Annotated in this window: 18 protein-coding genes and 1 rRNA gene; 8 read left to right on the forward strand and 11 right to left on the reverse strand. The window is 29.5% G+C overall.

The genetic code is table 11. The annotated features are described in order from the left end of the window. Nucleotides 1-10: 10 nt before the first annotated feature. The 11 genes from BUA48_RS14245 to rpmH form a co-directional block, all read right to left on the reverse strand. On the reverse strand, nt 11-919 hold the full coding sequence (locus BUA48_RS14245; RefSeq protein WP_072832732.1) for a ParB/RepB/Spo0J family partition protein: 909 nt from the start codon (nt 917-919) through the stop codon (nt 11-13). Nucleotides 920-925: 6 nt separating this feature from the next. After that, nucleotides 926-1,693, reverse strand: a complete 768-nt coding sequence (locus tag BUA48_RS14250) for a ParA family protein (RefSeq protein ID WP_072832733.1) — start codon at nt 1,691-1,693, stop codon at nt 926-928. Nucleotides 1,694-2,093: 400 nt separating this feature from the next. Continuing rightward, nucleotides 2,094-2,873, reverse strand: coding sequence for a nucleoid occlusion protein (noc, locus tag BUA48_RS14255; protein WP_072832734.1), 780 nt, complete (start codon nt 2,871-2,873; stop codon nt 2,094-2,096). A gap of 225 nt (nt 2,874-3,098) precedes the next feature. After that, entirely contained in the window at nt 3,099-3,818 is a 720-nt protein-coding gene (rsmG, locus tag BUA48_RS14260; RefSeq protein WP_072832735.1) for a 16S rRNA (guanine(527)-N(7))-methyltransferase RsmG, read from the reverse strand. A gap of 315 nt (nt 3,819-4,133) precedes the next feature. Further along, nucleotides 4,134-6,005, reverse strand: a complete 1,872-nt coding sequence (gene mnmG, locus BUA48_RS14265; RefSeq protein WP_072832736.1) for a tRNA uridine-5-carboxymethylaminomethyl(34) synthesis enzyme MnmG — start codon at nt 6,003-6,005, stop codon at nt 4,134-4,136. A gap of 10 nt (nt 6,006-6,015) precedes the next feature. Next, complete coding sequence (gene mnmE / locus BUA48_RS14270; protein WP_072832737.1) at nt 6,016-7,392, reverse strand: tRNA uridine-5-carboxymethylaminomethyl(34) synthesis GTPase MnmE; 1,377 nt, start codon at nt 7,390-7,392, stop codon at nt 6,016-6,018. A 416-nt stretch (nt 7,393-7,808) separates the two neighbouring features. Beyond that, on the reverse strand, nt 7,809-8,438 hold the full coding sequence (gene jag / locus BUA48_RS14275) for an RNA-binding cell elongation regulator Jag/EloR (protein ID WP_072832738.1): 630 nt from the start codon (nt 8,436-8,438) through the stop codon (nt 7,809-7,811). A 90-nt stretch (nt 8,439-8,528) separates the two neighbouring features. Then, complete coding sequence (gene yidC / locus BUA48_RS14280) at nt 8,529-9,308, reverse strand: membrane protein insertase YidC (RefSeq protein WP_072832739.1); 780 nt, start codon at nt 9,306-9,308, stop codon at nt 8,529-8,531. Between the two features lie 21 nt (nt 9,309-9,329). Further along, complete coding sequence (yidD, locus tag BUA48_RS14285; RefSeq protein ID WP_072832740.1) at nt 9,330-9,539, reverse strand: membrane protein insertion efficiency factor YidD; 210 nt, start codon at nt 9,537-9,539, stop codon at nt 9,330-9,332. A 2-nt stretch (nt 9,540-9,541) separates the two neighbouring features. Then, on the reverse strand, nt 9,542-9,874 hold the full coding sequence (gene rnpA, locus BUA48_RS14290) for a ribonuclease P protein component (RefSeq protein WP_072832753.1): 333 nt from the start codon (nt 9,872-9,874) through the stop codon (nt 9,542-9,544). 69 nt (nt 9,875-9,943) lie between these two features. After that, on the reverse strand, nt 9,944-10,078 hold the full coding sequence (gene rpmH, locus BUA48_RS14295; protein ID WP_072832741.1) for a 50S ribosomal protein L34: 135 nt from the start codon (nt 10,076-10,078) through the stop codon (nt 9,944-9,946). Nucleotides 10,079-10,864: 786 nt separating this feature from the next. On the opposite strand from rpmH, the gene dnaA reads away from it, so the two are divergent. The 8 genes from dnaA to BUA48_RS14335 form a co-directional block, all read left to right on the forward strand. Next, the gene (gene dnaA, locus BUA48_RS14300) at nt 10,865-12,217 is read left to right on the forward strand and encodes a chromosomal replication initiator protein DnaA (RefSeq protein ID WP_072832742.1); all 1,353 of its coding nucleotides are present in this window, start codon (nt 10,865-10,867) and stop codon (nt 12,215-12,217) included. A gap of 277 nt (nt 12,218-12,494) precedes the next feature. Then, a complete protein-coding gene (gene dnaN / locus BUA48_RS14305; RefSeq protein ID WP_072832743.1) occupies nt 12,495-13,601 on the forward strand; it encodes a DNA polymerase III subunit beta in 1,107 nt (368 codons plus the stop codon). A 12-nt stretch (nt 13,602-13,613) separates the two neighbouring features. Then, a complete protein-coding gene (gene yaaA / locus BUA48_RS14310; protein ID WP_072832744.1) occupies nt 13,614-13,820 on the forward strand; it encodes a S4 domain-containing protein YaaA in 207 nt (68 codons plus the stop codon). Nucleotides 13,821-13,959: 139 nt separating this feature from the next. Next, complete coding sequence (recF, locus tag BUA48_RS14315) at nt 13,960-15,063, forward strand: DNA replication/repair protein RecF (RefSeq protein ID WP_072832745.1); 1,104 nt, start codon at nt 13,960-13,962, stop codon at nt 15,061-15,063. Between the two features lie 18 nt (nt 15,064-15,081). Further along, nucleotides 15,082-15,345: an extracellular matrix regulator RemB gene (gene remB / locus BUA48_RS14320; protein ID WP_072832746.1), complete on the forward strand. Its 264-nt coding sequence runs from the start codon at nt 15,082-15,084 to the stop codon at nt 15,343-15,345. Between the two features lie 20 nt (nt 15,346-15,365). Beyond that, nucleotides 15,366-17,273 (forward strand): DNA topoisomerase (ATP-hydrolyzing) subunit B, encoded by a 1,908-nt coding sequence (gene gyrB / locus BUA48_RS14325; RefSeq protein WP_072832747.1) that lies wholly within the window; start codon nt 15,366-15,368, stop codon nt 17,271-17,273. Between the two features lie 183 nt (nt 17,274-17,456). Then, nucleotides 17,457-20,000, forward strand: a complete 2,544-nt coding sequence (gene gyrA / locus BUA48_RS14330; protein ID WP_072832748.1) for a DNA gyrase subunit A — start codon at nt 17,457-17,459, stop codon at nt 19,998-20,000. A gap of 661 nt (nt 20,001-20,661) precedes the next feature. Continuing rightward, nucleotides 20,662-20,807: ribosomal RNA gene (locus tag BUA48_RS14335) — 16S ribosomal RNA — on the forward strand; the annotation flags it as partial.

A 20,807-nucleotide genomic window follows, 5' to 3' on the forward strand; every position in this document is an offset into this window, starting at 1 on the left:
ACGTGAAACATTAATCTGCTATTTTTAAGATTTCTAATATTCTCTGTAACTCATCTTGAGAATAATACTCTATTTGTATTTTTCCCTTTTGTTTGTTATTGCATGATAAACTAACCTTAGTTCCAAAATGGTCCTGCAATCTATTTTCTATGTCTTTAAAATATGGACTAAATTCTTTTTCTTTAGGTTGGCTTTCCTTCTTACCTTCCTTTAATACTTTTATTAGCCTTTCAGTTTCTCTTACACTTAAATCTTCATCTATTATTTTCTGAGCTATTTTGTATTGTATTTCTTTATCATCCATAGCTAAGATAGTTCTTCCATGACCTTCACTTATTATTCCATCAATAATGTACTCTTGAACTCTTACATCTAAGTTAAGAAGTCTAAGACAGTTAGTAATAGCCGTTCTAGATTTACCTATTCTTTCACTTAGTTGTTCTTGTGTTAAGTTAAACTTACTTTTCAATTCTTCATAAGCTAATGCCTCTTCAATAGGATTTAAATCTTCCCTTTGAATGTTCTCAATTAAAGATAATTCTAAAACCTTTTTATCATCTATATCTTCAACTACTATAACAGGTACTTCCTTAAGTCCAATCTTTTTAGCAGCTCTCCATCTTCTTTCACCAGCTATTACAATATACTCACTTCTATCTCTTCTTACAAGTAATGGCTGTATAATTCCATGTTGTTTTATGGAGCTAGCTAAAGTATCAATTTTATCATTATCAAAGTTTTTTCTAGGCTGCTTAGAATTTGCTTTTATTTTATTAATAGACATTAATAAAGAATTCTCTTTTTCATTTTTATTGATTTCTCTTACTTCCTTTATAAGACTATTGTTAGGAGTCTCTACAACCTTATTATCTGGTATTAAAGCACCTAATCCTCTCCCTAATCCATGCTTCTTATTCATATTTCGCTATGCCTCCTGTCTACTTAAAAATTCCTTAGTTACAGCTTCATATGCTAAAGCACCTCTGCAAGATTTATCATATAACACAATTGGTAATCCATAACTAGGAGACTCTGCTAGTCTTATATTCCTTGGAATAGTATTCTCATAAATTCTATCTCCAAAATAAGCCTTAACTTCAGCTACTACCTCATTACATAATCTAGTTCTGCTGTCATACATACTCATAATAACCCCTTCAATATAAAGATCCTTATTGAGAGATTGTTTAATAAGCTCTATTGTATTAACAAGTTGACCAACGCCTTCTAATGCGTAAAATTCACATTGTATAGGTATTAATACACTATCTACAGCTGTTAAAGCGTTTATAGTTAAAAAACCTAAAGATGGTGGACAATCAATAAATACGAAGTCATAATCATCCTGTACAGATGCTAACTTTTCTTTTAATATACTTTCCCTATTTTCTATTTGTGCCAGCTCTACTTCTGCTCCAGCTAATTCTATAGTTGATGGAGCTAAGAAAAAGTTATTTATAAGTTGACTTTCTACAATTACATCTTCTAAAGGCATATCTGTTGTTAACACATCGTAAATTGACTTGTCTAAAGTTTTCTTATCAAATCCTAAACCACTTGTAGTATTTCCTTGTGGGTCAATATCTATTGCTAAAACCTTATATCCCTCTAGGGCTAAGTAAGCACATATATTTATATTAGAAGTTGTCTTTCCAACTCCACCTTTTTGATTAAATATACAAACCTTTTTCATATTCCCCTCCAACTCTCCAAAGTACTCCTTTGAGTAAACCCTTATATTTTAACTTTGTAATCTCAAATATCAATGTACATTTATTAGAAATTATAATTAAATTATTACAACAAATTTCTATGTATTTCCTTTAAATATTTTCCTATTCTTGTACATCTCTTATTTTTTTGCTTTTGAGTTCCTATAATATAATTATATATTTATACTGACTACAATTAAAGTATTTTGTTACCTTATTAACAAATTTTTATTATTAAAATGTTTCACGTGAAACATTTTAATGGAAATATAGGAAATTTAATTTTAAAATTCATAGTAAAATAAAAAGGCCTAGGTAAATAACCATAAATATATAAAATATATTTATTAATTATTTATCTAAGCTCTAAACATTTTAAATTTATAATTCATTCTTTGGTATGGTAACAGTAACTTGTACACAATCATCTAATTCTTTAGATTTATAATTTGCATTTATACCATACTTATCAAATACCTGTTTTATAGTATTCATATATATCTTAGCATTAAATATGCCCTTTATTCTTTTCTTACCATCATAAGCTATATCTTTAAGAGCTTCTAATTCTAACTCTACTAATTCCTCAGTCTTCTTTACATTTAGTCCTCGTTTTATTACCTTCTGTAGTACTGTAAGTTGTAACTCTAAAGATGGTAACTTCAATAAAGCTCTTCCATGTCTCTCTGTTAAATTACTCTCTATTAGCATATTCCTTATGGATTTATCCAATTTTAATACTCTTAACTTATTAGCAATGGTTGATTGTTTCTTACCAATTATCTTAGCCAATTGCTCTTGTGTATAGTTATGTTCTTTAATTAAATTTTGATATGCTTCAGCCTCTTCTAGAAAGTTTAAATCTTCTCTTTGTAAATTTTCTAGTAGAGCTATAACAGCAGAGTCCCCATCACTAATATCTACTAACACTGTAGGTACTTCTGATAAACCTAATTTCTTCGCTGCCCTAAATCTTCTTTCACCAGCAACTAATTCATATTTATCATCGGCAATTTTTCTAACTGTTAAAGGTTGAATTATACCATAAGAAGCTATAGATTGTGCTAATTCATCTATGGCTTCTTCATCAAAGTATTGCCTTGGTTGATATGTGTTAGGTACTATAAGATCAACCGAAATTAAATTAATGCTCTTATCCATATTCATCCCTCAATTACAAATATTATTAGTCTTACTAATTACAAAACAATTTTTTATGTTTTTATACATATTACTATCTTTTATAGGTGTAAAATATTGATTATACATATAACTTATCTATCTTTAATGAAATAAATTAATTTTTATCAGAATTTATTCAAATTTATTCCATGACTCATATTATTATTTTATCATATAATGTTAATTTTTAGCAATAACTATTTGTTATTTTAACGGTTTTTTAGTAATTATTCCAGCTTTTCTAGGATATTGATTAGGTGTATTCTTTGATTTTCTAACAATTACCAAATTATGATTAAGTTCACTACCTTCTATATCCACATTCTGAACATTTTCTACTTTTCCACCTAACATTCCTATAGCATTTCTTGCATCGTTTAATTCTTCCTCTACTGCAGGACCTTTTAAAGCGATAAAATGACCATTTGGTTTAACATATGGTATACAGAATTCACTTAATACACACATATTCGCAACAGCTCTAGAAACAACTATATCAAATTGCTCTCTATAATCTGGATTAACAGCATATTCTTCTGCTCTTCCATGAATAGCTTTAATATTTTTTAACCCTAATTCTTTTATTACCTCATTTAAAAATATTATTCTTTTATTTAATGAGTCTAATAAAACAATCTCACAATCTGGATTTGCTATTTTTATAGGTATACCTGGGAACCCACCACCTGTACCTACATCTAATATCATCTTTCCCTTTGAAAAATTATCATACTTAAATACTTTGATAGAATCTATGAAATGCTTTTTTATTATTTCTTCATCTTCAGTTATAGCAGTTAAGTTTATTTTTTGATTCCACTCTTGTATCATATCTTTGTACTTCATGAATTGGCTATACTTTTCATCATTGAATTCTAATCCCGCATCTTCAAAAGCCAATTTTAAAAGATTATAATATTGCATCTTCGCCCTCCATATTTTTGTTTTTTTATAATTAAATTTTACAAAAAACAAAATAAAATCTTTTGATTATTTTTTTATTAATTAATTTTTTATTATGTATGTACTTATTACACTTTTAATTTTTGTTATTTTTTAAATTTAATTAATTATTTTTAAGAATTATATTTTATGCTTATTTAATATTTTTAAAATAAATACATATTATTTCATAACTATTAAAGTTTTTCTTATATTATATAATAACTTAACTTTCCAAAAACTCAAGTTAAATATACTAAAAGAAAGATATACTTAAGGGGAATCCCCCTTAAGTTATTATCTATAATATTGCTCTAAATATATCATAAGCACGGATATATCTGCTGGAGATACACCTGATATTCTTGATGCCTGACCTATATTTACAGGTCTTATCTTGTTTAATTTCTGAATTGCTTCTATTCTTAAACCCTTAACATTGCTGTAGTCTAACTCATTTGGAAGTTGCTTTGATTCAAACTTCTTAAACTGTTTAACTTGATCTAATTGTTTTTCTATGTACCCTTCATACTTAGATACTATATTAACTTGTTCCATTACAGCATCTTCAAGTTCAGGTCTTTCTGTATCTAAGTCAGCTAATATAAAATAATCTAATTCTGGTCTTTTAATTAGCTCATAGAAGTTAACAGGTTTCTTTAATGGTGCTGAATTTTTAGATTCTAAAAACTCATTAACTTCTCTCTTATTAGTTATTTGTAGTGCCTTTATTCTCTCTATTTCCTCTTCTATGGATTTTTTCTTATCCAAATACCTATTATATCTTTCTTCTGTTACAAGACCTATCTCATGCCCTATCTCAGTTAATCTCAAATCAGCATTATCTTGTCTTAATAACAATCTATATTCTGAACGTGAAGTCATCATTCTATAAGGTTCTTCTGTACCTTTAGTTACTAAGTCATCAATAAGAACACCTATATATGCATCCGATCTTCCTAAGATAAGAGGTTCTAAGTTTTTAACTTTTCTAGCAGCATTTATACCAGCTACTAAACCTTGTGATGCTGCTTCCTCATATCCTGAACTTCCATTTATTTGCCCACCTGAAAACAATCCCTCAACATTTTTAGTTTCTAAAGAAAGTTTTAATTGTGTTGGATCAATACAATCATATTCTATTGCATATCCTATTCTCATAACCTCAACATTTTCAAGTCCTGGTATAGTTTTTAACATCTCCATTTGAACTTCTTCTGGAAGAGAGCTTGACATACCTTGAACATACATTTCCTCTGTATACTCACCCTCTGGTTCTATGAATATTTGATGTTGTAACTTATCAGGAAATCTCATAACCTTATCTTCAATAGAAGGACAATATCTTGGTCCAGTACTTTTTATAGATCCATTATAAAGTGGTGATCTCTCAATATTTCTTCTTATTACATTATGAGTTTCCTCATTTGTATAAGTTAAATAACAAGGTAACTGTTCCCTTTCAATATTTTTACTCATAAATGAAAATGGCACAACCTTATCATCACCTGGTTGTATTGTCATTTTAGAAAAGTCAACGGATCTCTTATTAACCCTAGCAGGCGTACCTGTTTTGAATCTTCTTAAATTTAATCCAAAATCGCTTAAACACTTTGATAACTCATTAGCTGGATATAATCCACTTGGTCCCTCATTAAAGTTAACTTCACCTATTATAATTTTAGATTTTAAATATGTACCTGATGTTATAACAACTGCTTTAGCCGTAAAATAAGCTCCATTTTTAGTCATAACCCCTGTTACTTTTCCGTTCTCTGTTAAAATCTCTGTTACTTCAAGTTGTTTTAAATATAAATTTTCCTCTTTTTCAAGAACCCACTTCATTCTTTCAGAATATCTCTTTTTATCAGCTTGAACTCTTAAAGAGTGAACTGCAGGTCCCTTAGAAGTATTAAGCATTCTTGATTGTATATAGGTATGATCTGCATTTATACCCATCTCTCCACCAAGAGCATCAATTTCCTTAACTAAGTGTCCCTTAGCTGTTCCACCTATATTAGGATTACATGACATAAGTGCAATACTATCTATATTTATAGCACATACTAATGTCTTACATCCCATTCTAGCTGATGCTAATGCTGCCTCACATCCTGCATGACCAGCACCAATAACTATTACATCATATTCTCCGCCTAGATATTTCATAAACTCCACCTTACTTTCCTAAACAAAACTCTGCAAATATTTTATCTATAATATCCTCTTGTAGTGACTCACCTGTTATTTGACCTAAATTAGTCCAAGCACTTCTTAAATCTATAGATGCTAAATCAATAGCAAAAGTCATATTTAAGGTATCTATAGCGCTCTCAATATTAGATTTAGCATTATACAGAGCTTCCTTATGTCTATTGTTTGTTACATATACATCTTCTGCACTTACTTCTCCTTTAAAGAACATGTCTTTAATTAGGTTTTTAAGCTCTTTTAGTCCATCACTGTTTTTAGCTGAAGTTCTTATTATGCTTTCAGGCTTAAGATTTTTTAATTCAGCTTCATTCATACTTCCTTCTAAGTCACATTTATTTAATAATACTACATATTTCTTATCTTTTATATATTCTATTATCTCTTTATCCTCATCATCTAATTGTCTACTTCTGTCTAACATTAGTATTACTAAATCTGCTTCTTCAATTTTTTCTTTCGACTTTTCGACACCTATTTTTTCGACAATATCCTCAGTTTCTCTTATACCCGCTGTGTCTACTATTTGAATCGGTATACCATCTATATTTATATACTCTTCAATAACATCTCTAGTAGTACCAGGTACATCAGTTACTATAGCTCTTGTTTCCATTAATAAGGCATTTAATAAGGATGATTTTCCAACGTTAGGCTTACCAACAATTACTGTTTTTAATCCTTCTCTTATTATTTTACCTTCTTCAGCACTTTCTAATAATCTATTCACTTCATTAAGTACTGCTTTTAGCTCTATTACTCCATTCTCTGCTGTAACTTCCTCTAAATCATCCTCTGGATAATCAACGGTTGCTTCTATGTGAGCTATAACACCTAAAAGTTTACCTCTTAACTCATTGATTTCTATAGATATTTTACCCTTTGATTGCATTAATGCTGACTTTGCACTAAGCTCTGTCTTAGCATTTATAATATCTATTACTGCTTCAGCTTGACTTAAATCTATTCTTCCATTTAAAAATGCTCTTTTAGTAAACTCACCTGGCTCTGCTAATCTAGCTCCAGCCTTAAAAACAGACTTTAAAACGCTATTAGTTACAACAAGACCACCGTGACAGTTAATTTCTACAGTGTCCTCAGCAGTAAAGCTTCTAGGTCCTTTCATAAAAGAAACTATAACTTCATCTATTAAATTTTTATTTTCATCAATTATATGACCATATCTCATAGTGTAAGTCTTCATATCCATAAGTGACTTACCATTCTTAGCTACAAATATTTTATCAACTATTTCTCTTGCTTTATCTCCAGAAACTCTTATTATAGAAACTCCAGCTTCCCCAATACTTGTAGCAACTGCTGCAATAGTATCAAATTCTTTCATATATTTACCTTCCATATCAAATATTTTATATTAACTAACTTTTATGTATTACACTTAGATATTATGTAATATAAGTTTATTATTCTTAAATAACTTAATTCGTCTTTTATTTTTCATCCATTAATTATATCTTATAAAGATACATTATGTATTATAATATTTTATTATTTTTTCACTAACTTATATTATAACTTAAATTACCTAACTCTTATAGTTTTTTAGGTTTTATGCGTAAAATAATGCACAAACATAAATGATTATAACACTCATCCTATTATTTATTTTATCCATATTTCAATACTTAATAATAGTATTGAAGAATTTTATATCATTTATAATAAAATAAACTATAAGTTAGGTATTAATACACCATTTTTAAGTTTTAAAATAAACCTTGTAAATAAAAAAGAAAGCCCCTAGGCTCTCTTTTTAAGTTCAACAACAACTTTTCTATAAGGTTCTTCACCTTCACTATATGTTTTAACAGTGTTATTATCTTGAAGTGCAGAATGTATAATTCTTCTTTCATAAGGGTTCATAGGCTCAAGTTTTACTGTTTTACCTTGAGTTTTAACTTTTTTAGCTACTTTATTAGCTAATCTAATTAAAGTCTCTTCCCTTTTTGCTCTATAATTCTCTGTATCAAGTATAACTCTTCTGTATTCCTCATTACTATCTTTGTTTATTACTAAACTAATTAAGTATTGTATAGAATCTAAAGTTTCTCCTCTATATCCTATTAAAATACCCATATCTTCACCAGATAAATTAATGATTATATTTTTATTTTTTTCCTTAATATCAATATCAGCATCTATATTCATAGATTTTAACATTGACCCTAAAAATTCTCTAGCTTCTTTACAATAATTCTTAACTACTGTTAATTTAACTTGAGCTGGCTTACTTCCTATTCCAAATAGTAATCCTTTACTACCTTTTTCTAAAATTTCTACTTCTACTTCATCTCTTGTAGTTTTAAGTTCTAATAAGGCTTTCTCAATAGCTTCATCCACAGTTTTGCCTGACATTTCAATAGATCTCATTGTATCAGCACCTGCCTTTCAAACTAAATTTTTGCTATAAATAATGCCCTCCGAGGAAGGCCATTATTCATAACTATATAATAAATTTTATTATTTTTTCTTTTTATTTGAGTTATCTTTCTTTATATAATCATTAGCATTATTTTCAGTAGATTTTGGTTTACCACCTTGCTTAGACTTAGGAACCCCAACTTCTGTGTTTGCCACTGGTTCCTTAGCTGCTTGCATCTTCTCATACTTGTTTATTCCAAGAACTTGAACTACTTGTAATATACTATTTGCTACCCAATATATTGCTAAAGCTGATGATAACTTAATTGACATAAATCCTATCATACCAGCCATCATTATGTTCATCATCTTCATTTGTTGAGCCTGTGGACTATCCTTAGACTGCATTATTATTGAAGATAAATATGTTGATACAACTGCTAGTATTGGTAAAATATATAAAGCATCTGGTTTAGATAAGTCGTTAATCCATAAGAATCTTACCCCTTCAATTCCAGGTAAAGTTGCAAATACATTATATAACGCAATTAGTATTGGAAATTGAATTAATAAAGGTAAGCATCCTGCGAAAGGATTTATCTTATTATCTGTGTAAAGCTTTTTCATTTCAAAGTTTAATTTGTTAGGATCATTTTTATAACGGTCCTGTAATTTCTTTAATTCAGGTTGAATTTTATTCATTCTGTTCATTGATCTCATTTGACCAATGTTTAATGGTAACAATATTATTTTTAAAAGTGCCGTTACTACTATAATTGTAAGACCATATGAAATGTTAGGGTCCCCACCTACTAGTGAGCCAACACCATTAAGAATAAATTGAAACAATTGAGTAAATATATTATTTAAAAAACCCAATTTTGAACCCTCCTAATTATATCATTTAACTGGATCATATCCACCTGGATGAAACGGGTGACATTTGAGTATTCTTTTAATCGCTAAAAATCCACCCTTCAAAGCTCCATATTTCTGAATAGCTTCTAAAGCATATTGAGAACAGGTTGGATAAAATCTGCAACAAGGTGCTTTCATTGGGGATATATATTTTCTATAAAAATTTATTGAGCAAATTAAAAGTTTTTTCATAATTACTTATGCAACCCTGCCTTCTTAAATAATTCCATTAAAGACTTTTCTATAGTACTGTAATTACAATCTTTGCTAGAGTTTCTTGCTAATACAATTATGTCGTATCCATTTTGTAAATCCAAGCTATTCAATCTATAGCTCTCTCTTATAAGTCTTCTAACTCTATTTCTGACTACACTTTTCCCAACTTTTTTGCTCACTGACATTCCTATTCTGTTTATATTCTTGCCATTTCTCTTAACATAAAGAACCAAGTATTTATTAGAAAAAGATTTACCTCGTTTATATACAATTCTAAATTCAGCGTTTTTTCTTAGTTTATATCTTTTTATTTCTCTCATTATAAACTACTCCTAGATAAGTTTTTCTGCATCTGCAGAAAAAGGCCACAAAAGCGGCCCTTATGCTGTTAATCTTTTTCTACCTTTTCTTTTTCTTCTCTTAAGAACATTTCTTCCAGAAGCAGTACTCATTCTCTTTCTGAATCCGTGCTCTTTATTTCTTTGTCTCTTTTTTGGTTGTAGTGTCATCTTCATTCCAATCCACCCCTTTCTTTACTTTTTATTTGCTGGGATACAAAAGTTAATTTGTTTATCCCTAAAATAAATAACTCATTACTAATTGCAATGAGATTCCTGTAAACTTACGAAAACTACTTATCTATAGTAATTCTATAGTAAGCACAGCCACTTAATCCGTATGTACGGTTAATTTCATATTTTATATTGTAAACTTAAAAATCAAGTTTAATTCTATTAAATATGAAATCTTATATTTGAATATATAACTGGCCCTTTAGCTGTAAACCACATATTTATGGTTTTACTATTAAATTATATAGTTCTACTATGATTATGTCAAGAAAACTATTTAGGTAAGTATTGTGAATAAAAGTTATGCTTTTTATTTGTTTTTTGTGGATAACTTATTGAATACACCTTGTCGTTCTGATATTATTAAAGTTGAACTGTTGATAATTTGTGATTATCTAAAAGTTATGCACAGTCTGTGGACAAAGTTGTGTATAACTTCTGGATTTATAGGTCACTTTACCCTTTTTCGTATATATACATAATAAAATCAATACTTTTATTGATACTTACATGTGAATAACTTATATTTTTTATATGTTAATAACTTTTTTTGATTATAATTTATAAACAACTTTATTAACATGTGAATAATTTATTTTATATTTGTCAACAAAACTAAATGTGGACATTTTTTATGTTGATATGTTTGTTGATAATGTGTTTATTAACTTTTTAAAAATTTTTTTTATTACATAAATGTATTTAATTATTTAAAGCGGAGGATATAAAATGGAGGTCCAACTTAAAGAAATATGGGATAAAACTGTAAATTTAATAAAAGGTGAGTTGACTGAGGTTAGTTTTAATACCTGGATAAAAAGTATTACTCCTATATCTTCAGAAGGTTCTCTTTTAAAATTAGGGGTTCCCAATAACTTTACTAAAGACATATTAGAAAATAGATATAGAGACTTAATTATAAATTCACTTAAAGTCCTTACATCTAAAGAGTACGATATAGAATTCATAATTCTATCTCAAGAAAAAAAAGATTCTAAAAAAGAGAATATTAAAGAGAATGGATCTTCTAAGAATGTAGTGGTAAATGATGTTCTTTCATCAACACTTAATCCTAAATACACCTTTGAGTCTTTTGTAATTGGTAACAGTAATAGATTCTCTCATGCTGCATCACTTGCAGTTGCTGAATCTCCTGCAAGAGCTTATAATCCGTTATTTATATACGGTGGTGTTGGATTAGGAAAAACCCACTTAATGCATGCTATAGGACACTATATATTAGAACATAACTCAAAAAGTAAAGTAGTTTATGTTACATCTGAAACATTTACAAATGAACTTATTAACTCAATTAAAGATGATAAGAACGAAGAATTTAGAAATAAATATAGAAATGTAGATGTACTACTTATAGATGATATTCAATTTATAGCAGGTAAAGAACGAACTCAAGAAGAGTTTTTCCATACATTTAATGCATTACATGAAGCTAATAAACAAATAATTCTATCTAGTGATAGACCTCCTAAAGAAATACCAACTTTAGAAGATCGTTTAAGATCAAGATTTGAATGGGGCTTAATTACAGATATGCAGGCTCCAGATTTTGAAACTAGGATAGCTATTTTAAAGAAGAAAGCGGACGTAGATAATTTAGATATAGATAATGAAGTAATGGTTTATATTGCGAATAAAATAAAATCTAACATAAGAGAATTAGAAGGTGCCTTGATTAGAGTAGTCGCATATTCTTCTCTCACTAATAGAGAAATAACAGTTTCTCTTGCCTCTGAAGCTCTTAAAGATATTATTTCTAATAAGCACTCAAGACAAATAACCATAGACTTAATTCAAGATATCGTAGCTAGTTACTATAGCTTAAAAGTTGAAGAATTAAAATCAGCTAGAAGAACTAGAAATATAGCATTCCCTAGACAAATAGCAATGTATTTATGCAGAAAGTTAACTGATATGTCTTTACCAAAGATAGGTGAAGAGTTTGGCGGAAGAGACCATACAACTGTTATTCATGCCTATGAAAAGATATCAGGAAATATCAAAAAAGATGAATCATTAGAAAATGCAATTGAAGAATTGACAAAGAAAATTAAGCAAGACTAGACTTATTAACATATGTTTATAACTATTAGTTAATACTTTGTGGAAACTTAATAAATTTATATACAGCTGTGGATATTGTGGATAACTGTGGTGAGTTTTACATCACTTATCCACAATAATTTTTACTCCATAAATGAGGTACTTATTAGCCTTAAGATGGTTTTCAACATATCCACAGCCCCTATTACTATTATTACTAATAATTTATCATTATATATTATCTTATTAATACACAATTCACACCTGAAATCATTGTGAATAAGGAGGAACAAAATAAATGAAATTTATAGTAGATAAGATAAAACTACAAGAAGCTATATCAAATACTCAAAAGGCTATTACAGGAAAATCAGCTATGCCAGTATTACAAGGTATTTGTATAACTGCTACAAAATCAGAAATTACTTTAGTTGGATCAGATTTAGATTTAACTATTGAAGCTAGAATTTCTGCAGATATTTTTGAAGAGGGAAGAATCGTTATTGATGCTAGGTTATTTGGTGAAATAATAAAGAAGATGCCAAATGCATCTATAGAAATAGAAACAATTGATGATAAATCAATATACATAAAGTGTTTAAAATCAACGGCTACCTTAGTTTACATGGACCCTGAGAATTATCCAAGCATTCCTCACATTAATGAAGATGTTGTTTTAACGGTTCAGCAAGATATTATAAAACACATGATAAGAGGAACAATATTTGCAGCAGCTCAAGATGAGACTAGGCCAATACTTACTGGTATTTTATTCGAGGTTGAAGAGGGAAAATTAAATTTAGTTGCTTTAGATGGATATAGAGTTGCAATAAGAAGACAACTTATAGATTGCAATCACAACATAAGTGCTGTTATACCAAGTAAAACCTTAAGCGAGGTTTCAAAAATACTTGAAGACAGCGATAAAGCAGTAAATATAACATTTACCGATAATCACATTTTATTTAATCTTGGAAATACTAAAGTTATTTCTAGATTATTAGAAGGTGAGTTTATGAAATATAGCTCAATAATACCATCTGAATATAACTTAAAGGTTATTGCTAATAGAAGTGACGTTCTTAATGCAGTTGAAAGAGCTTCTCTTATGGGAAAAGAAGGTAACACAAATCTTATAAAATTAGACATTGCTGATGACAATCTAATTATAAGCTCCAATTCTCAATTGGGAAAAGCAAGAGAGGAAGTTTCAATAATTCTGCAAGGTGAGTCATTGAAAATTGCATTTAATGCTAAATACTTAATTGACATATTTAAAATAATTGAAGCTGAAGAAGTAGTTATGGAATTTAACAGTAGCATAAGTCCATGTGTTGTTAAAAACAAAGAAGATGAAAATGAATGCACATACTTATTACTTCCAGTAAGATTAGTTCAAAATTAAGGAGGTACTATTATGCAAGAAATAAAAATTGAAACAGAATTTATAAAACTAGATGCCTTTATGAAATGGTCTTCTATAGTTGGATCTGGTGCAGAAGCTAAAATGCTTATTCAAGATGAATTAGTTTTAGTTAATGGGGAAGTTGAAACTAGAAGAGGAAGAAAACTAATTAAAGGTGATATAATAGAGTTTGATGACTTAGAATATAAAATAGTGTAAAATGTATAGTAGCACCGTTATTTGCTTAAAATAAGCTAATTAACGGTGCATAAATTATGTTTAAATAAATACTTTGATTTATAATAATAAACCTTATTATAAATACTCATATTATGGTATAATTAGAATAGAGGTTTTTATGTTTATAAAAGAATTACAATTAGTTAACTTTAGAAATTATGAAAATCTATATATTACTTTGAGTAAGGGCGTAAATGTATTCTGCGGAGATAATGCTCAAGGTAAGACGAATATTCTAGAAGCATTATATTTTTGCAGTTTAGGTAAATCACATAGAACCACAAAGGATAAGGAACTGATTCAATGGGGCAAGGACAATGCTTATGTTAAGTTGAATGTTGAAAGAAAACCTCTAGATAAAAAGATAGAAGTTAAAATTTTTAAACAGTGTAAAAAAGGAGTAAGCATTAATTCTATTAATATCAAAAAGTTGTCTGATTTAATAGGAGTGCTTAATGTTGTCATGTTTTCTCCTGAGGACTTAAAAATAGTTAAGGATTCTCCATCCCATAGAAGAAAATTTATAGATATGGAATTATGCAAATTAAGCAAAAAATATTTTTATAACTTAAGTCAGTATAAAAAGGTCCTAGAAGAAAGAAATGCTGCTTTAAAAAAATTAAAGGGTGAATCTAGTATCTTAGATATATATGATGAACAACTTAGTAATCTAGGTAGTGAAATAATTAAAGCTAGACTTAATTATATAGAGATGCTTAATGAATACGGAAAAAAAATACATAAGGACATAAGTAGAGATAAAGAGGTTATTCATTTTGATTATATTAGTTCCTTGAAAAAATTAGAGGATTTGAATGTAATAGAAAATGAATTTTTGAATTTATTGAGAAAAAATAGAAAAAAGGATATTGATAGTAAGGTTACATCTGTAGGACCCCATAGGGATGAATTTTCTATAGAGATCAATGGTGTTGATACGAGGTCTTATGGCTCTCAAGGCCAACAACGTACATCAGTATTAACAATAAAATTTGCTTCTCTTGAAATTATAAAGAAGGTAACTAATGAATATCCAATTCTTTTATTAGACGATGTTCTGTCTGAATTAGATTTAAATAGGCAAAGATATATATTAGGATCAATTAATAAGGTTCAAACCTTAATAACTTGCACGGGAATAATGGATATAAACAAACAGATAGGAACAAACTCTAGGATTTTTAAGGTTTCAGAAGGAAAAGTTGAAGAGATGAGTAAATAGAGTGAAAAGGAGGAAATTATGTTTTTACACCTAGGAGAGAATGTTGCAGTTCCAATAAAAGATGTTATTGGAATATTTGATATTGAGTCATCTATGTATAGCTACGATACAAGTCAATTTTTAAGAATGGCTGAAGAAGATGGTTTTGTAGAGAGAATTACTAAAGATAAACCAAAGTCTTTTGTGTTAGCTGAAGTTGATAAAAAAAGTAAAATTTTCTTATCACCTATTTCATCAACTACTTTATGCAAAAGGACTGGAACTTTATATAGTGATCTTTAATTGTAGGTAGGAGGATATCCATGGAAAATAAACAAGTTTATGATGAAAATCAAATCCAGGTTCTTGAAGGGCTAGAGGCTGTAAGAAAAAGACCTGGTATGTATATAGGGAGCACAAGCTCAAGAGGATTACATCATTTAGTGTACGAAATAGTTGATAACAGTATAGATGAGGCTCTAGCAGGTTTCTGTCAGAACATAACTGTAACTGTAAATGAGGATAACTCTGTACTTGTAACTGATGATGGTAGAGGTATACCAGTAGGTATGCACCCTAAAATGCATAAACCAACATTAGAGGTAATCATGACTGTACTTCATGCTGGAGGTAAATTCGGCGGTGGAGGATATAAAGTTGCAGGAGGATTGCACGGGGTTGGTGCATCTGTAGTTAATGCTTTATCTGAAAGATGTGAAGTTACTGTAGCTAGGGACGGAAAACTTTACAAGCAATCTTATGAAAGAGGTATTGTTGTAAGTGAATTAGAAATTATAGGAACTACTGATGATCATGGTACTACAACTTATTTCAAACCAGACGCAACAATCTTTGAAGAGTTAGATTTTGAATATGACATATTAGCACAAAGACTTAGAGAGTTAGCATTCTTAAATAAGGGGATTAGCATAACTTTAACTCATAAAGCATCTGAAAAAGAGCAAAATTTCTATTATGAGGGCGGTATTAAGTCTTTTGTTGAATATTTAAATAGAAATAAAGAATCAGTTCACAAAGAGCCTGTCTACATTGAAGGTAAAAAAGATGATTATATAGTCGAGTTAGCTCTTCAATACAATGATAGCTATACTGAAAATATATTTGCCTTTGCAAACAATATAGACACAATTGAAGGGGGAACCCACTTAGCTGGATTTAAAGCAGCATTAACACGTGTTTTAAACGACTATGCTAAAAAGTTTGGATTCTTAAAAGAAAATGATAAGAACTTATCAGGTGATGATATAAGAGAAGGTTTAACAGCTGTAGTATCTATAAAACTTTCAAACCCTCAGTTTGAAGGTCAAACTAAGACTAAACTAGGAAATAGTGAAGCTAGAGGAATAGTAGATAGTATATTTACAGATGGTTTTTCAGCATACTTAGAAGAAAATCCTCAAATAGCTAAACTTATAGTTGATAAGTCTTTAAGTGCAGCTAGAGCTAGAGAGGCAGCTAGAAAAGCTAGAGATCTTACAAGAAGAAAATCTATTTTAGAAAGTACTTCTTTACCAGGTAAATTAGCTGACTGTGCTTCTAAAAACTCAGAAGAATGTGAAGTGTATATAGTTGAGGGAGACTCTGCGGGAGGATCAGCAAAGCAAGGAAGAAATAGACAGTTCCAAGCTATACTACCTTTAAAGGGTAAGATAATGAACGTAGAGAAACAAAGACTAGATAAGATATTAAACTCTGAAGAAATAAGAGTATTAATAACAGCAATAGGTGCTGGTATAGGAAAAGATTTTGATGTATCTAAGATAAGATACAACAGAATAATTATAATGACGGACGCCGACGTTGACGGTGCTCACATTAGAACTCTTTTATTAACGTTTTTCTACAGATACATGAAAGAGTTAGTTGAACAAGGTCACGTTTATATAGCTCAACCACCTCTTTTCAAAGTAAGCAAAAATAGAAAAGAATATTATTGCTATGATGATAAAGAATTAGATAGAGTTATGGCTGAAATAGGTGGAAAAGATAAAAATACTCAAATCCAAAGATACAAAGGTCTTGGAGAGATGGATGCAGAACAATTATGGGATACAACAATGAACCCAGAAAATAGAATATTACTTCAAGCAACAGTAGAAGATGCTATGGCTGCAGATGAGATTTTTACAATCCTTATGGGAGATAAGGTTGAACCACGTAGACAATTTATAAATGAAAATGCTAATAAGGTAATTAACTTGGATATTTAAGAATTAATTGCTTATTAGGTTTATAATTAAAATAAGTTTAGTATTTAAGATTAGGATAATTTATAAATTATCCTAATTTGATGTATTATGCTATGAGTAATCTAAGTTATTGGATTAACTAATGGTGTAAATAGTTTTAGATGTATAAGTTTAGTTTATATAAAAATAAGAGAGGTGTATTGCATGAATAATACGGGAAAAGTTTCTCAAGTTGACATAAGACATGAAATGAAGAAGTCTTATATAGATTATGCAATGAGTGTAATCGTAAGCCGTGCTCTTCCAGATGTTAGAGATGGACTTAAACCTGTTCACAGAAGAATACTTTACTCAATGCATGAACTTGGTTTAACTCCTGAAAAGGGATATAGAAAATGTGCGAGAATCGTTGGAGATGTTTTAGGTAAATATCACCCACATGGAGATTCTGCTGTTTATGAGGCATTAGTTAGAATGGCTCAGGACTTCTCAATCAGACATACTCTAGTTGATGGTCATGGTAACTTTGGATCTGTTGATGGAGATTCAGCAGCTGCAATGAGATATACAGAAGCTAAGATGGATAAAATCACACCTCAGCTTTTAAGAGATATTAATAAAAATACAGTAGACTTTATACCAAACTTTGATGGTGAAGAAGAGGAACCTTCAGTTCTTCCATCAAGATTCCCTAACTTATTAGTTAATGGATCTTCAGGTATAGCTGTTGGTATGGCTACTAATATACCACCACATAACTTGGCCGAGGTTATAAACGGTATAGATTTACTTATAGATAATCCAGATTGTACAATTGCTGATTTAATGACAGAAATTAAGGGACCAGACTTCCCAACAGCAGGTATAATACTAGGTAAAGCAGGTATAAGAAGTACTTACGAAACTGGTAGAGGAAGAATACTAGTAAGAGCTAAGACTGAAATAGAAGAACATAATAATAGACAAAGAATAATAGTAAATGAATTACCATACCAAGTAAATAAGGCTAGACTTATAGAAGCTATAGCTAACTTGGTTAAAGATAAAAAATTAGATGGTATCTCAGACCTTCGTGATGAATCAGATAGAGAAGGTATGAGAATAGTTATAGACTTAAAAAGAGATGCAAATGCTAATGTAGTTTTAAATAGACTATATAAACATACAAGAATGCAGGAAACTTTTGGAGCTATAATGTTAGCGCTTGTAGATGGTGAGCCAAAGGTATTAAATTTAAAAGATATGTTAAGACATTACTTAGATTTCCAAAAGGAAATCATAGTTAGAAGAACAACTTTTGATTTAAATAAAGCTTTAGATAGAGCTCATATATTAGAGGGACTAAGAATAGCTTTAGACCATATAGATGAGGTTATAGCTTTAATTAGAGCGTCTAAGACTACAGCTGAGGCTAAAGAAGGATTAATGACTAAGTTCAATCTTTCTGAAAGACAAACTCAAGCTATATTAGAAATGAGACTACAAAGACTTACTGGTTTAGAAAGAGAAAAAATAGAACAAGAATATAATGAATTAATGGAATTAATAGCAGAACTTAGAGCTATCCTTAATGATGAAAAACTTGTTTTAGATATAATAAAAAATGAACTTCAAGAAATTAAAAATAAGTATGCAGATCCAAGAAGAACAGCTATTGATGCAACTTATATAGATAGCACTATAAACATAGAAGATTTAATAGATGATGAGCAAGTGGTTATTACATTAACACACAATGGTTATGTAAAGAGATTACCTGCTGACACTTATAGTGCACAAAAACGTGGTGGTAAGGGAATACAAGCAATGACAACAAGAGAAGATGACTTTGTTGAGCATGTATTTATAACATCAACACTAAATACAATACTTCTATTTAGTAATAAAGGAAGAGCGTATACACTTAAAACGTATGAAATACCAGAGGCAGGAAGAACTGCTAAGGGTGTTAATATAGTTAACTTAGTTGCTGTTGATTCTGATGAAAAAATACAAGCAGCTTTAGCACTAAAAGAATTTAAGGATGATCACTACTTAGTTATGGGTACTAAGAAGGGTATAATTAAGAAAACTTCATTATCAGCTTATTCATCTATAAGAAAAAATGGTGTAAATGCTATTAATCTTAGAGAAGATGATGAACTTGTTGGAGTAAGACCAACAACTGGTGAAAGTGAGATATTATTTATAACTAGAAATGGTTACTCTATAAGATTTAGTGAAGAAGGAGTTAGACCTGTAGGAAGAACAGCTACAGGAGTTAAGGCTATAACTCTAAGAGAAAATGATGAAGTTGTAAGTATGGAAGTAGCTAAAGAAAATGAAGAGTTACTTGTTGTAAGTGAAAATGGATTCGGTAAGAAAACACCAGTATCAGAATACCCTGTTAGAAACAGAGGGGGTAAAGGTGTTATAACTTACAAAGTATCTGAAAAAACAGGTAACCTAGTTGGAGCAAGAATAGTTGATGATAGTGATGAAATGATGTTAATTAACAATAATGGTATCGCTATTAGACTTAATGTATCTGGAATATCATCTACTGGAAGAAATGCTATGGGTGTTAAACTTATGAGAAGCGACGAAGAAGATCAAGTAGTTGCAATAGCTAAAATTAACTGCATAGATGATAAAGATCAAGAAAATTCATCAGAAGAAACTGAAACTGATAATGTTGCAGAGGATAATTCTGTGCAAGAAAATCAAGAAGTTATAGTAGAAGATGAAGTAAATAATACAGAAGAGTAGAAGACTACTTAAAATAAAATAAGTATTTAATTTTAAAACATCAGGTTCACTTTAATGTGCATCTGATGTTTTTTTATATATAATTCATAGATTCTATATAAATAAGAGAAGTAATTGAAGTAAAAAGTTATATTTTTAATCTTAATTATATTTATATCATAATTAAAATTCATAGAATATAAAGTAAAAATACATATAAAAATTTATTTAATTACAGTAGATATTAATAAATTTTTAGGCTTAAAGCTATAAAATTGGAGCTATAGGCAGGTATACAAAATAAAACTTTACCTAGTGTATCAATAAAAGAAAAATAGAGAAAATTAAAGAAAAATAGAGTAATATAAGAATAATTTTAATTAATTACGTTTAATTGAAATGAATGAGCTTAAAACTATGATATTATATTACTTGTCGCTGAGAGGCGATGACAACTACGAAAGAAATTAATAAGTAGTTGTGAAAAAAACTTTTAAAAAATATATTGACAAACGATTAAATGTTTGTTAAAATATTAAGAGTCGTCAGGTGATGACGGCGAATGACATGGTCTTTGAAAATTAAACAGAGTAATAAAGAAACAACTCGTAAAATGCTTTGAGTAATAAAAAAAATCTTATCGAAAGATAAGTAGTCAGTGAATACTGAGTAATCAAACTTTTAAATTGAGAGTTTGATCCTGGCTCAGGACGAACGCTGGCGGCGTGCTTAACACATGCAAGTCGAGCGATGAAGTTCCTTCGGGAACGGATTAGCGGCGGACGGGTGAGTAACACGTGGGCAACCTGCCTGTAAGTGGGGGATAGC

The sequence above is a fragment of the Clostridium collagenovorans DSM 3089 genome (assembly GCF_900130005.1).
GTDB classification, from domain to species: domain Bacteria; phylum Bacillota; class Clostridia; order Clostridiales; family Clostridiaceae; genus Clostridium_D; species Clostridium_D collagenovorans.

Coding starts and splice junctions, on each gene's coding strand:
- BUA48_RS14245 (WP_072832732.1), bottom strand. CDS start 919: ATGAATAAGAAGCATGGATTAGGGAGAGGATTAGGTGCTTTAATACCA.
- BUA48_RS14250 (WP_072832733.1), bottom strand. CDS start 1,693: ATGAAAAAGGTTTGTATATTTAATCAAAAAGGTGGAGTTGGAAAGACA.
- noc (WP_072832734.1), bottom strand. CDS start 2,873: ATGGATAAGAGCATTAATTTAATTTCGGTTGATCTTATAGTACCTAAC.
- rsmG (WP_072832735.1), bottom strand. CDS start 3,818: ATGCAATATTATAATCTTTTAAAATTGGCTTTTGAAGATGCGGGATTA.
- mnmG (WP_072832736.1), bottom strand. CDS start 6,005: ATGAAATATCTAGGCGGAGAATATGATGTAATAGTTATTGGTGCTGGT.
- mnmE (WP_072832737.1), bottom strand. CDS start 7,392: ATGAAAGAATTTGATACTATTGCAGCAGTTGCTACAAGTATTGGGGAA.
- jag (WP_072832738.1), bottom strand. CDS start 8,438: ATGAGATCTATTGAAATGTCAGGCAAAACTGTGGATGAAGCTATTGAG.
- yidD (WP_072832740.1), bottom strand. CDS start 9,539: ATGAAAAAACTTTTAATTTGCTCAATAAATTTTTATAGAAAATATATA.
- rpmH (WP_072832741.1), bottom strand. CDS start 10,078: ATGAAGATGACACTACAACCAAAAAAGAGACAAAGAAATAAAGAGCAC.
- dnaA (WP_072832742.1), top strand. CDS start 10,865: ATGGAGGTCCAACTTAAAGAAATATGGGATAAAACTGTAAATTTAATA.
- dnaN (WP_072832743.1), top strand. CDS start 12,495: ATGAAATTTATAGTAGATAAGATAAAACTACAAGAAGCTATATCAAAT.
- yaaA (WP_072832744.1), top strand. CDS start 13,614: ATGCAAGAAATAAAAATTGAAACAGAATTTATAAAACTAGATGCCTTT.
- recF (WP_072832745.1), top strand. CDS start 13,960: ATGTTTATAAAAGAATTACAATTAGTTAACTTTAGAAATTATGAAAAT.
- remB (WP_072832746.1), top strand. CDS start 15,082: ATGTTTTTACACCTAGGAGAGAATGTTGCAGTTCCAATAAAAGATGTT.
- gyrB (WP_072832747.1), top strand. CDS start 15,366: ATGGAAAATAAACAAGTTTATGATGAAAATCAAATCCAGGTTCTTGAA.
- gyrA (WP_072832748.1), top strand. CDS start 17,457: ATGAATAATACGGGAAAAGTTTCTCAAGTTGACATAAGACATGAAATG.